This window comes from Herbaspirillum huttiense (assembly GCF_004367745.1).
Lineage (GTDB): Bacteria > Pseudomonadota > Gammaproteobacteria > Burkholderiales > Burkholderiaceae_D > Herbaspirillum > Herbaspirillum huttiense.
On the sequence record NZ_CP037993.1, the window covers coordinates 1321262 to 1333339 of the forward strand.

At 61.8% G+C, this 12078-nt stretch carries 12 protein-coding genes, 1 other RNA gene and 1 riboswitch; of the genes, 4 read left to right on the plus strand and 9 right to left on the minus strand.

The genetic code is table 11. The features are described from left to right. Position 1: 1 nt before the first annotated feature. From E2K99_RS05945 to E2K99_RS05960, 4 genes are all read right to left on the minus strand, one after another. Positions 2-436, minus strand: a complete 435-nt coding sequence (locus E2K99_RS05945) for a biopolymer transporter ExbD (protein ID WP_039788988.1) — start codon at positions 434-436, stop codon at positions 2-4. After that, positions 436-1137, minus strand: a complete 702-nt coding sequence (gene tolQ, locus E2K99_RS05950; RefSeq protein ID WP_039788986.1) for a protein TolQ — start codon at positions 1135-1137, stop codon at positions 436-438. Before tolQ ends, E2K99_RS05945 begins: the two co-directional genes overlap by 1 nt. Positions 1138-1372: 235 nt before the next feature. Next, entirely contained in the window at positions 1373-1834 is a 462-nt protein-coding gene (gene ybgC / locus E2K99_RS05955) for a tol-pal system-associated acyl-CoA thioesterase (RefSeq protein WP_134221643.1), read from the minus strand. Between the two features lie 227 nt (positions 1835-2061). Then, positions 2062-2814: an SDR family oxidoreductase gene (locus tag E2K99_RS05960; protein WP_039788983.1), complete on the minus strand. Its 753-nt coding sequence runs from the start codon at positions 2812-2814 to the stop codon at positions 2062-2064. A gap of 254 nt (positions 2815-3068) precedes the next feature. Continuing rightward, positions 3069-3168, plus strand: a riboswitch (ZMP/ZTP riboswitch). Positions 3169-3309: 141 nt separating this feature from the next. On the opposite strand from E2K99_RS05960, the gene glyA reads away from it, so the two are divergent. After that, a complete protein-coding gene (gene glyA, locus E2K99_RS05965) occupies positions 3310-4554 on the plus strand; it encodes a serine hydroxymethyltransferase (RefSeq protein ID WP_008326559.1) in 1245 nt (414 codons plus the stop codon). 275 nt (positions 4555-4829) lie between these two features. Continuing rightward, complete coding sequence (gene nrdR / locus E2K99_RS05970) at positions 4830-5309, plus strand: transcriptional regulator NrdR (RefSeq protein WP_121037869.1); 480 nt, start codon at positions 4830-4832, stop codon at positions 5307-5309. Positions 5310-5429: 120 nt separating this feature from the next. Here the strand turns inward: nrdR and ssrS are convergent. From ssrS to recG, 5 genes are all read right to left on the minus strand, one after another. Then, positions 5430-5606: non-coding RNA, 6S RNA (gene ssrS, locus E2K99_RS05975), on the minus strand. Between the two features lie 183 nt (positions 5607-5789). After that, positions 5790-6107 (minus strand): cell division protein ZapA, encoded by a 318-nt coding sequence (locus E2K99_RS05980; RefSeq protein WP_121037871.1) that lies wholly within the window; start codon positions 6105-6107, stop codon positions 5790-5792. Then, the gene (locus E2K99_RS05985) at positions 6104-6340 is read right to left on the minus strand and encodes a hypothetical protein (protein ID WP_034330350.1); all 237 of its coding nucleotides are present in this window, start codon (positions 6338-6340) and stop codon (positions 6104-6106) included. Before E2K99_RS05985 ends, E2K99_RS05980 begins: the two co-directional genes overlap by 4 nt. A gap of 196 nt (positions 6341-6536) precedes the next feature. Further along, complete coding sequence (locus E2K99_RS05990; RefSeq protein ID WP_039789792.1) at positions 6537-7223, minus strand: tRNA-uridine aminocarboxypropyltransferase; 687 nt, start codon at positions 7221-7223, stop codon at positions 6537-6539. Positions 7224-7528: 305 nt separating this feature from the next. Continuing rightward, on the minus strand, positions 7529-9637 hold the full coding sequence (gene recG, locus E2K99_RS05995) for an ATP-dependent DNA helicase RecG (protein ID WP_134224045.1): 2109 nt from the start codon (positions 9635-9637) through the stop codon (positions 7529-7531). Positions 9638-9861: 224 nt separating this feature from the next. On the opposite strand from recG, the gene queA reads away from it, so the two are divergent. Both queA and tgt read left to right on the plus strand, forming a co-directional pair. Continuing rightward, positions 9862-10878 (plus strand): tRNA preQ1(34) S-adenosylmethionine ribosyltransferase-isomerase QueA, encoded by a 1017-nt coding sequence (gene queA / locus E2K99_RS06000; protein WP_121037877.1) that lies wholly within the window; start codon positions 9862-9864, stop codon positions 10876-10878. A 28-nt stretch (positions 10879-10906) separates the two neighbouring features. After that, entirely contained in the window at positions 10907-12037 is a 1131-nt protein-coding gene (gene tgt, locus E2K99_RS06005) for a tRNA guanosine(34) transglycosylase Tgt (protein ID WP_121037880.1), read from the plus strand. Positions 12038-12078 lie beyond the last annotated feature (41 nt).

Here is a 12078-nt window from a genome sequence, read left to right on the forward strand (position 1 = left end):
CTTACTTGGTGGCCAGGCCGACCCGCGCGATTCCCTGTTTCTTGGCTTCCGAGATGACTTGCACCACGTCGTCGTACTTGATTTCCTTGTCGGCCGAAATCATCACCGCCAGGTCCGGATTGTCCTCATGCAGCTTGCGCAGGCGTTCCGACAGGTCGGTCTTGCCGGTGACGGTCTCGGCCTTCTTGCCGCCGCTCTTGGGGCCGTTGATGCGAATGGTGGCCTGGGCGTTGGGCTTGAGGGCGATCTCGATGTAATCCGACGGCGGCTGCGTGGACTTGCCCGCCGTGGGCAGGTTGATCACGCTGGGATTGGTGATGGGCGTGGCCACCATGAAGATGATGAGCAGCACCAGCATCACGTCGATGTAGGGCACGACGTTGATCTCGGACTTGAACTTGCGGGGACGGCCCCCGCGCATCGATGAGCCAGCCATTAGCGTGCCTGACGTTGCAAGATGTTGGAGAACTCTTCGATGAAGCTCTCGAAGCGGATCGCCAGACGGTCGATGTCGTGCGAATAGCGGTTGTAGGCCACCACCGCCGGAATCGCCGCGAACAGGCCGATGGCCGTGGCGATCAGGGCTTCGGCAATGCCGGGCGCCACCGCAGCCAGGGTGGCCTGCTGCACGTTGGCCAGGCCACGGAAGGCGTTCATGATGCCCCACACGGTGCCGAACAGGCCCACATACGGGGACACCGAACCGACCGAGGCCAGGAAGGCCAGGTGCGATTCCAGCGCATCCATCTCGCGCTGGTAGGCGGCGCGCATGGCGCGGCGGGCACCGTCGAGCAGCAGGGCGGGTTCGACCGCACCGCCACGCGCGGCCACCGACGCCTTGGCCTTGGTGAATTCACCCATGCCGGCCTGGAAGATGCGCTCCAGCGCGCCACCGGCACCGGCCTTGCGGCGGTTGGACAGGGCATCCTGGTACAGCGCCGACAGGTTGCCGCCGGACCAGAAGACGCGCTCGAATTCCTCGGTCTGCACACGGGCCGAGCGGATGGTGAACATCTTGCGGAAGATGTAGGTCCAGCTGATGATCGAGGCCGACAGCAGCAGCAACATCACGAGTTGCACCAGGACGGACGCGTTGGCGATCAGTGAAATGAAGGACAGGTCTTGTGTGACGTTCATGGGAAAGTGTGGCGGCTTGAAGGCGGCGTTGGGGTGAGGAGGCTAGGTTAAAAATCTGTTGTTTTGTGTGAACGTTCAGTGAGGCGGTGACGCTATATGAAACGGTACGAAACAAAAGACGGCAAATGTGCAGAGAAGTTTTCCACGGCGCAGATTGTCCCAAACGACGGGAATGTGTCGCCACAAGGCGACAGTCCCAGCACCATAAAGGCCCGGATGAGCTTTTCCGTTGACATCATGTGGCCTTCTTGATGCGATTCAGCAATTCGTCAGGAATCGGACGCGGCCGGAAAGTGGCCTGGTCCACACAGACTACGGTGATGCTGCCTCGTGCCAGCAGACGCGGTGCACTGCCTTCGAGGCCTGCGCTACCTGAGCCGTCCCCCGACGGCAGGCGCCAGGCCTCCTGGATGAATTGCATGGAGGCATTTCGAAATTTTTCGACCACGACGGTCAGGCGGAGTTCATCGTCCAGGCGGGCGGGCGAGAGATAGTCGACGCTGGTGTTCTTGACCACGAAGATGGCACCGGTGGTCTCGGCCAGGTGCTGCTGCTGGAAACCGAAGGAGCGCAGCCATTCGGTGCGGGCGCGCTCAAAGAACTTCAGGTAGTTGGCGTAGAAGACCACGCCTCCGGTGTCAGTATCTTCGTAATAGACCCGGATCTTCCAGTCGAATGGACTACTGGCGGCACTCATATGCTTCTTGTTATTGGGAAATCTGCTGTGGCAGGGGAGTAAGAATCAGGAAATCAGGAAAAGTGAACAGGAAACCCATCGCGGTCCGCGATGATGCCGTCAGGCAAGCGAACGAATTGACGGCCGCTCGCTGCCTGCAGAACTTGTCCATCCGCCAAGGTCGGGCGAGGATGGCGTTCTTGCGGTGCCAGGGCACCTTCGGCAAAAACGCCATTCTACTCCATCCCTTACTGTTTGCGCTTGATGTTGAAGGGGCTGAAGCCCTGGCAGGTCGGCATCAGTTCCATGTAATTGATGTTCACATGGGCGGGCATGGTGGCGACCCAGAAGGCGGCTTCCGCGATGTCTTCAGCCGTCAGCGGGGTCGTTCCTTCATACACCTTCGCCGCCGCGCCATCGTCGCCCTTGAAGCGCACGTTGGAGAACTCGGTGCCGCCGCACAGGCCGGGCGCCAGGTTGGTGGCGCGCACGCCGGTACCGACCAGGTCGGCACGCAGGTTCAGGGTGAACTGGTCGACGAAGGCCTTGGTGGCACCGTAGACGTTGCCGCCCGGATAGGGATAGGCACCGGCCACCGAGCCCAGGTTGATGATGGTGCCGCTGCCGCGCTTGACCATCTCCGGCAGCAGGGCGTGGGTGATGGTGACCAGGCCCTTGACGTTGGTGTCGATCATGGTTTCCCAGTCCGACAGCGCCACCTCGTGGGCCGGGCCCAGGCCCAGCGCCAGGCCGGCGTTGTTGACCAGCACGTCGACCTGCTTCCACTCGCCCGACAGGCTCTCCAGGCCGGCCTTGATCGATTCCTTGCTGGTCACGTCCAGCACCAGGGGCAGCACCTTGTCGGCACCCAGTTCCTTGACCAGGTCATCCAGGCGCTCCTTGCGGCGACCGGCCGCGATCACCTTGTGACCGTTGCCGGCAAATTTGCGCGCCATGGCGGCACCGAAGCCTGCGGTTGCTCCTGTAATCAACACGACCATCTCTTGATTCTCCTGTTGTGTGGCGATGAGACCGGTGCCGGGCAGGGAAACTGGATAAAGCTTCACACCGGCGATCCGGAAGTAAAAACGAAAGAAGCGAAATTGTAGCCCAAAGCCGCTTTTTACGAGGATGGGCTCGCTTTTCTCGGGTTTTTTCCGGCTTTTTCTTTCATATCGGCTCGGGAGCGTGGCTGTTGCGCGGCCACCATGGTTCTTGCCCAAATCGCCCCGTTTCACTACAATGCGCTCACCATTTCGTCTCACGTGACTGGCGAAACGCCGGGTAAAACCGGCCAAGATGGGGATCCATCGGGAAGCGTGAGATTTCAACAGCCGTGCGCCTGGGCAGCCGAATGGACAGTACGACTGAGGCTGCCCGCAATCCCATTCCATTTTTCCGGCCCTCATTCGATTTCGGAAGTCGAGCCCCCGGCATGTCCGCATGCTGCCGGTGACGCGATCTTCGGCCCCAGCTCATCAATTTGGAGAAAAGCCATGTTTGACAAGAACCAGACTCTCGCGAAAGTCGATCCCGACCTGTGGTCTGCCATCCAGAAGGAAAACACCCGTCAGCAGGATCACATCGAGCTGATCGCGTCTGAAAACTACACCTCGCCGGCCGTGATGGAAGCGCAAGGTTCGCAGCTGACCAACAAGTACGCCGAAGGCTATCCGGGCAAGCGCTACTACGGTGGCTGTGAATTCGTGGACGTGGCCGAGCAGCTGGCCATCGACCGCCTGAAGGCCCTGTTCGGCGCCGAAGCCGCCAACGTGCAACCCAACTCCGGTTCCCAGGCCAACCAGGGCGTGTTCTTCGCCATGTTGAAGCCGGGCGACACCATCATGGGCATGTCGCTGGCAGAAGGCGGCCACCTGACCCACGGCATGGCACTGAACATGTCGGGCAAGTGGTTCAACGTGGTCTCCTACGGCCTGAACGAAAAGGAAGAAATCGACTACGATGCCATGGAACGCCTGGCCCGCGAGAAGAAGCCCAAGCTGATCATCGCTGGCGCTTCGGCTTACTCGCTGCGCATCGATTTCGAGCGCTTCGCCAAGATCGCCAAGGAAGTCGGCGCCTACTTCATGGTGGACATGGCCCACTACGCCGGCCTGATCGCAGCAGGCGTGTACCCGAACCCGGTGCCCTTCGCCGACTTCGTCACCTCGACCACCCACAAGTCGCTGCGCGGTCCGCGCGGTGGCGTGATCCTGATGAAGGCCGAGCATGAGAAGGCCATCAACTCGGCCATCTTCCCCGGTATCCAGGGCGGCCCGCTGATGCACGTCATCGCGGCCAAGGCCGTGGCCTTCAAGGAAGCAGCTTCGCCGGAATTCAAGGCGTATCAGCAGCAAGTGGTGAAGAACGCCGACGTGCTGGCCAAGACCCTGATCAAGCGCGGCCTGCGCATCGTCTCGGGCGGCACCGAGTCGCACGTGATGCTGGTGGACCTGCGTCCCAAGGGCCTGACCGGCAAGGAAGCCGAAGCCATCCTGGGTTCGGCCCACATGACCTGCAACAAGAACGGCATCCCCAACGATCCGGAAAAGCCATTCGTGACCTCCGGCATCCGCCTGGGCAGCCCGGCCATGACCACTCGTGGTTTCAAGGAAGCCGAAGCTGAAAAGGTCGGCAACCTGATCGCCGACGTGCTGGACAACCCGCACGATGCCGCCACCATCGAGCGCGTCAAGGCCGAAGTGAAGAAGCTGACCGAGGCCTTCCCGGTCTACGGCTGATTGACGACGGAAATGCCGGCCCGTTGGGGGCCGGCGTGAAGTTTTCTGCCAAAAAGCGGAAACTGCACCTGTCGTAGAAGATGTTCCGGACGGCGCCCGTTACTGCGGGCGCCGTCGCTTATTTGGACCGGCCGGTTTGCCCTCGCATACGATGGCCGGGCCGGCCTGGGGATGCAACACTGTGGTGCTTGCCATGGCGTGGCCGGCGCGTCATCGAAGTACCGGGCCCCGGCCCTCATTGTCCAGCTCAATCCAACTACTGCCTCACTGCCACCATGAAGTGCCCATTCTGCAATCACGAAGATACCCCGGTGCTGGATACGCGCCTGTCCGAGGACGGCCATTCCATTCGCCGCCGCCGCCGCTGCGGCAATTGCGACAAGCGCTTCACGACTTACGAGCGCATCGAGCTGACCATGCCGGTGATCGTCAAGAAGAATGGCAGCCGTACCGACTTTGATCCGGCCAAGCTGCGCGGCAGCCTGATGCTGGCACTGCGCAAGCGCCCGGTATCGGCCGAGGCGGTCGATATGGCCATCCAGAGCATCCAGGACAAGCTGCTGCAAAGCGGCGAGCGCGAGGTGATGTCGGGGCAGGTCGGGGAGCTGGTGATGCGCGAACTGAAGCGTCTGGACAAGATCGCCTATATCCGCTTTGCCTCGGTCTACAAGAGCTTCGAGGATGTGACCGAATTCCAGGATGTGATCGATGAAGTGGGACTGGAGCGCAAGGGCGCGAAGAAACGCGAGAGCTGAGTGAGGCGAAGAGGGGGCGGCGCTGCTTGGTCCTCCGTCACGCCAGCAAACAGGCGTAACAAAGAGGCATTACAAACAGGCATAAAAAAACGGCTGCGAATGCAGCCGTTTTTCTTCAATCCAAGTCCCGCCTGTGCCGCTGTGCCGGCATCCTGAACCTGACGGTTCAAGTTGGCTGCGGTAGTTCAATTTCGGGTTCATCGGACTAGCGACGCTCACGCCCATCAAACGATCCCACAGCCTATGCTCGTAAATGGTTCAAGGAATATATGGCAATCGCGAACACGGCAGGAGTACGAAGTCTAACCGATTCATCTTCGTCCTCCAAGACCTTCCTCAAAAATAAGTCGACGATTTTGTAACCGGATTTTCTTCAGGGGAAGTGCTTGCTCCGGGAAAGCAAAATGGCTGCGCAAGGCAGCCATTTTCTCAAGCACGCGTAAAGAATTTCCGCGTGTCAGCATGGCGCTGACAGCGCACTCAAAACAGTTTTTCCTGCGGTGCCAGCGCCTGGTCCACCACCTCGGTGATGGCGGCAATCTGCTGCTGCCATTGCGCAATGGTCAGGCCGGCGAAGGGACCTTCAGCACGTTGCATGCTCAGCAACTCGGCAGCGATGCCCAGTCCGGCCATCACGGCGATGCGGTCGGTGCCCTTGATGCGGCCGGCGTCGCGGATGGCGCGCATCTTCTGGTCGAGATAGGCCACGGCATGATGCAGCGCGGCCTGTTCGCCTTCCTGGCAGGCCAGCGTATAGGACTGGCCCATGATCATGGCATTGATCTGGATGGTGGTCATGCGGCCTCCTCACCGGCGGCAGCCGCTTCTTCTTCCACTTCGGCCACGGGCAGTTGCGCCAGCACGGCGGAGACGCGCTGGTAAGCCTGGTCCACGCGGGAGGCGAGGGTGGTGTTGTCTTCGGAGAGCAGTTTGACTTTCCGGCGCAGCTCGGCATTTTCTTCGCGCAGGCCTTGTGCCAGCTTGGCGAGCTGAGTGACTTTTTCAGCCAGTTGCAGGAATTCGGAACTCATGTGTTGATTTGTTCGCAGGGATGGGATGACGCCGGCCGGCGTCAACGTATGTCAGAGATGTTCAGGATCACAACGTCTCAATCGCACAATTATAAGCGCATTGCCACGCCACCTGAACAAGAACGGCCGCACGGAGCGGCCGGATGAGTTTGGTCAGCGGTCAGCGCCTTTGGTTCCCCTGCGCCAGGCCGATCGCCTATTCGCTGCGCCGCGTCGCCTGGCCGTGCATGCGCATGTAGCCCTGTTGCAGGACGAAGTTGTCGAAGGCCGTCAGCAGCGGATGATATTTCTCGCTGTTGCGTTCCAGCTGCATGAGCGCGTAGCCGGTTGCTTCCAGCGTGGCCAGCTGTTCGGGCTTGTGCGACTTGCGGATGGTGTAGCGCGAGGTCGGGGTATCGATCAGCATCATGCGCGGCAGGGTTTGCAGGATCGGGTTTTCGAACAGCATCTTGCGGCTCTTGCGCCAGGTACCGTCGATGATCACCAGGCGCACGCGCTTGAGCGTCTCTTGTTTGTCCACCATCATGGTGCGCGCATCGAAGTAGCGGGTCTCGGGCGTGCAGACATCGTCCGTGTACAACAGCACCGGATGCACCGGTTCGGTCGAAGAGACGCCGCGCAGGCGGGACGGAGCGTGCATCATTGCGTGCAGTTCCTCGGCATCAAACACCGAGCCGACCACCAGCTTGCTGTAGGGCAGGCTCAGGTGCAGCAGCCGCACGCTGTTCTTGGCATTGCTCACTTCCAGCGGATGCTGAAGGATCAGCACATCGACGGCATGATCGATGGGAGAGGTCCAGTGGCAGATGCAAGCCGTCAGTGCGCGTTGGCAGATGGGGCAGAGCAGTCTGCGGGCCAATTGTTGATCGTGGTTGGAAACCAAAATGTTCAGCCTTCTGTAGTTAGCGATGGTCATCCGGCGCAACGGGAAGCCGGTGAACCAGCGTGCGCCGCGCGATCCTTCATGAACCCGTTCACCGTGGGCCGTAGATTGGACTCAGTACTGCTCTCCGTCAATCGACATAAAGCGAAGAAATTCTCGATTTTTGCGGAAATCTGGTTGGCATTTTGCTGATTTGCGTTTGCAGCCCTTGCACTGGCCTGCCGCGTGAGAGATGCTGGAAAGCTTTGCAAAAGACCAAGCCCGAAGCCCCGCGAGGCGGCCTCTGCGGCGGCCTCGCGGGTGTTTCATACCTTCAGGAAATCTTCCCGTCCGCCAAGCCAGCGGGCCAGATGGCGATCCACGATATCGGGCGCATGCTGCAGCAGTGCCTGCGCCGTATCGCGCGCTTTTTCCACCAGCCACTGGTCGGTGGCCAGATCGGCAAAACGCAGCATGGCCTCACCGGATTGTCTTGCGCCCAGGAACTCACCCGGCCCGCGAATATCGAGGTCGCGCCGTGCGATCTCGAAGCCGTCGGTCGTCTCGCGCATGGTCGCCAGGCGCTGCTTGGCGGTGCCGCCGAGGGGACCTTGATACAGCAGCAGGCACACGCTGGCTGCCGAGCCCCGCCCCACGCGTCCGCGCAACTGGTGCAGCTGCGACAGGCCAAAACGCTCGGCATGTTCGATCACCATCAGCGAGGCATTGGGCACGTCCACACCGACTTCGATGACGGTGGTCGCCACCAGCAGATGGATCGCCCCCCGGCTGAAGCCTTCCATGACGATCTGTTTTTCCACCGGCTTCATGCGGCCGTGCACCAGGCCGATCTGCAGGTCCGGCAGCGCGGCCGAGAGGGCTGCATGGGTGTCGGTCGCGGTCTGCAGTTGCAAGGCTTCGGATTCCTCGATCAGCGGGCAGACCCAGTAGATCTGCTTGCCCTCCAGCGCTGCCGCATGCACCCGTTCAATGACTTCATCGCGGCGGTTCTGGTCGATCACGCGGGTGACGATAGGTGAGCGGCCCGGCGGCAATTCATCGATCACCGAGACCTCGAGATCGGCGTAATAGGTCATCGCCAGCGTACGCGGGATGGGGGTGGCCGACATCATCAGCTGGTGCGGCACGGCAGCCGCTTCGCGGTCGGCCGGATTGAAGCTCTTGTTGCGCAGGGCCAGACGCTGGCCCACGCCGAAGCGGTGTTGCTCATCCACGATCACCAGGCCCAGGTTCTCGAATTGCACCGTGTCCTGGATCAGCGCATGCGTGCCGATGACCAGGCGCGCCGCACCGGATTCGATGTGGGCCAGGGCCTCGGTCTTTTCCTTTTTCTTCTGGCTGCCGGAGAGCCAGGCCACGCCGACATTGAGCGGTTCCATCCAGGCCGCGATCTTGCGGAAATGCTGTTCGGCCAGGATTTCAGTCGGTGCCATCAGCACCGCCTGGCAACCGCTGTCGATGGCCTGGGCGGCGGCCAGCGCGGCCACCACCGTCTTGCCGCTGCCCACATCGCCCTGCAGCAGGCGCTGCATGGGGAAGGACTGGCGCAGGTCGGCGCGGATCTCCTCCAGCACGCGCTGCTGGGCGCCGGTCAGCTGGAAGGGCAGGACCTTGGTCAGTTCCTCGGTGATGCGCCCGGTGACCGGCAAGGCGCGCGAGGTCTTGGCGCGGCGCGCGGCCTGGGCGCGCTTGAGCGAGAGCTGCTGGGCCAGCAATTCATCGAACTTCATGCGGATCCAGGCGGGGTGGGAACGTTCGATCAGGGCATGCTCATCTACGTCCGGCGGCGGATTGTGCAGCAGCCGCACGGACGGTTCGAAGCCGGCCAGGTTCAGGGTCTCCAGCATCGAAGGCGGCAGCGTATCGCTCCAGTCCAGGCGGCTCATGGCATTGGCGATGGCCTTGCGCAGATAGGCCTGGGAGAGGCCTTCGCCAGCCGGATAGACGGGCGTGAGGACATCGGGCAGCGGCGCGCCTTCGTTGACCACCTTGTAAGAGGGATGGACCATCTCGGCGCCGAAGAAACCATGCCGCAATTCGCCGCGCACCCGCACCCGGGTGCCTTCGGCCAGCTGCTTGGTCTGGCTGCCGTAGAAATTGATGAAGCGCAGGGTCAACTGCCCGCTGTCGTCGCCGACTGTCACGATCAACTGCCGGCGCGGGCGGAACTGCACGTCGCAGGCAGTGACCACGCCTTCGACCTGCACCGTCTGCAGGCCCCGCATGGAGGCCTCGGCGATGCTCATGAGGGTGGTTTCATCCTCATAGCGCAGCGGCAGGTGCAGCACCAGGTCCATGTCATTGTGCAGGCCCAGCTTGGCCAGCTTGTTTTCGGGCTTGGCGGCGGCCTTGGAAGTGGGTGCGGCCTTTTTCTTCGAGGCCGGCGGGCTGTTTTTCTTCGCGGTAGCGGGCATGCGGTCGGCGTTGGTTGGACGGAGGGCCATAGTGGTTAGCCGCAAGCGCATATGGGAAAAACGCGCAGACAGCGTAAAATAGCGGGTTACGCTATTTTACTGTGAATATTTACAGTATCAATCCCGCCGGCAACAGTTCTTGCCCCGGGAACGCCCGGTGCCAGCCCGTCTGCCGCCGCCGCGCGCATCGCCTCCATCATTATTTTGCAAGCCTGTACTCTCGCATGTACTCATTATCCGACTTCGATTTCGAGCTCCCCCCCGAGCTCATCGCCCAGACCCCGCTGGCCGAGCGCAGCGCTTCGCGCCTGCTGCAGGTGCAGGGTGCGCAACTGACCGACCGCCGCTTCTCCGACATCGTCGAGCTGCTGCAGCCCGGCGACCTGCTGGTCTTCAACGATACCCGCGTCATCAAGGCGCGCCTGTTCGGTGTGAAGGAAACCGGCGGCAAGATCGAGGCCCTGGTCGAGCGCATCCTCGATCCGCGCACCGTCCACGCCCAGGTACGCGCCTCCAAGTCGCCGCCACCAGGTACCCGCATTCGCCTGGCCGATGCCTTCGATGTCACCGTAGGTGAACGTTTCGGCGAATTCTTCACCCTGCATTTCCCCGCCGATGCCTTCGAGTTGCTGGAGCAATACGGCAGCCTGCCACTGCCGCCCTACATCGACCACGAGGCCGATGCCTATGACGAGACGCGCTACCAGACCGTCTACGCCAAGCAACCCGGTGCCGTCGCTGCACCGACCGCAGGCCTGCACTTCGATGAAGCCCTGCTGCAGCAACTGGCCGCCCGTGGCGTCAAGCAGGCCTTCGTGACCCTGCACGTGGGTGCCGGCACCTTCCAGCCGGTGCGGGTCGAAGACCTGTCGCAGCACAAGATGCACAGCGAGTGGTACACCATCTCGCCCGAGACGGTAGAGGCCGTGCGTGCCACCAAGGCCGCAGGGGGCCGTGTCATCGCGGTGGGGACCACCAGCATGCGCGCCCTGGAGTCCGGCTCGCAGAGCGGCCAGCTCCAGGCCGGCAGCGATGACACCCAGCTCTTCATCACGCCCGGCTACACCTTCAAGACCGTCGACCAGCTGGTGACCAACTTCCACCTGCCCAAGTCGACCCTGCTGATGCTGGTGTCAGCCTTCGCCGGCTATGAACACATCCGCGCAGCCTATGCGCACGCCATTGCGCAGCAATACCGTTTCTTCAGCTATGGCGATGCCATGCTGCTGACCCGTACCTGAGAAACCCGGAAAGAAAACAGAGAGCACCATGCTGGAATTTACCCTGCTGAAAACCGACGGAAAGGCCCGCCGCGGCCGCGTCAAACTGAACCACGGCACCGTCGAGACGCCCATTTTCATGCCGGTGGGCACCTATGGTTCGGTCAAGGCCATGTCGCCGCTGGAACTGAAGGAAATCAACGCCCAGATCATCCTCGGCAATACCTTTCACCTGTGGCTGCGCCCGGGACTGGAAGTGGTCAGCAAGTTCGGCGGCCTGCACAAGTTCATCGGCTGGGACAAGCCCATCCTGACCGACTCCGGCGGCTTCCAGGTGTTTTCGCTGGGCGAGATGCGCAAGATCACGGAAGAGGGCGTGCACTTTGCTTCACCCATCAACGGTGACCGCCTGTTCCTCTCGCCGGAGATCTCGATGCAGATCCAGCGCGTGCTCAATTCGGACATCGTCATGCAGTTCGATGAATGCACGCCCTACGAGATCGATGGCCGTCCCGCCACTCGCGAAGAGGCCGGCAAATCCATGCGCATGTCGCTGCGCTGGGCCAAGCGTTCCAAGGATGAATTCGATCGCGGCGAAAATCCGAACGCGCTCTTCGGCATCGTCCAGGGCGGCATGTTCGAAGGCCTGCGCGATGAATCGCTGGCTGGCCTGGAAGAACTGGGCTTCGATGGTTTCGCCATCGGCGGCCTCTCGGTGGGCGAGCCCAAGGAAGACATGATGCGCGTGCTGGAACACGTCGGCCCGCGCCTGCCGGCCGACAAGCCGCACTACCTGATGGGCGTCGGTACGCCGGAAGACCTGGTGGAAGGCGTCTCCAACGGCGTGGACATGTTCGACTGCGTCATGCCGACCCGCAATGCGCGCAATGGCTGGATCTTCACGCGCTATGGCGACGTCAAGATCAAGAACGCCAAGTACAAGAACGACGACCGTCCCTTCGACGAGAGCTGCGACTGCTACGCCTGCAAGAACTTCTCGCGCGCCTACCTGCACCACCTGCATCGCGCCGGTGAAATCCTGGGGGCCCGCATGAACACCGTGCACAACCTGCACTACTACCTTCAACTGATGCAGGAGATGCGCGACGCCATCGACGCCGGCACCTTCCAGGACTTCGTCAGGAAATTCAAGGAAGACCGCGCACGCGGCGTGGACTGATCCATTGATGCGTCAATGCGCTGATGTGTTGGTGCCCGCCA

Excerpts from the sequence above, each read along its gene's own strand:
- E2K99_RS05945 (WP_039788988.1), bottom strand. The coding sequence starts at position 436 with ATGGCTGGCTCATCGATGCGCGGGGGCCGTCCCCGCAAGTTCAAGTCC.
- tolQ (WP_039788986.1), bottom strand. The coding sequence starts at position 1,137 with ATGAACGTCACACAAGACCTGTCCTTCATTTCACTGATCGCCAACGCG.
- ybgC (WP_134221643.1), bottom strand. The coding sequence starts at position 1,834 with ATGAGTGCCGCCAGTAGTCCATTCGACTGGAAGATCCGGGTCTATTAC.
- E2K99_RS05960 (WP_039788983.1), bottom strand. The coding sequence starts at position 2,814 with ATGGTCGTGTTGATTACAGGAGCAACCGCAGGCTTCGGTGCCGCCATG.
- glyA (WP_008326559.1), top strand. The coding sequence starts at position 3,310 with ATGTTTGACAAGAACCAGACTCTCGCGAAAGTCGATCCCGACCTGTGG.
- nrdR (WP_121037869.1), top strand. The coding sequence starts at position 4,830 with ATGAAGTGCCCATTCTGCAATCACGAAGATACCCCGGTGCTGGATACG.
- E2K99_RS05980 (WP_121037871.1), bottom strand. The coding sequence starts at position 6,107 with ATGACCACCATCCAGATCAATGCCATGATCATGGGCCAGTCCTATACG.
- E2K99_RS05985 (WP_034330350.1), bottom strand. The coding sequence starts at position 6,340 with ATGAGTTCCGAATTCCTGCAACTGGCTGAAAAAGTCACTCAGCTCGCC.
- recG (WP_134224045.1), bottom strand. The coding sequence starts at position 9,637 with ATGCCCGCTACCGCGAAGAAAAACAGCCCGCCGGCCTCGAAGAAAAAG.
- queA (WP_121037877.1), top strand. The coding sequence starts at position 9,862 with ATGTACTCATTATCCGACTTCGATTTCGAGCTCCCCCCCGAGCTCATC.
- tgt (WP_121037880.1), top strand. The coding sequence starts at position 10,907 with ATGCTGGAATTTACCCTGCTGAAAACCGACGGAAAGGCCCGCCGCGGC.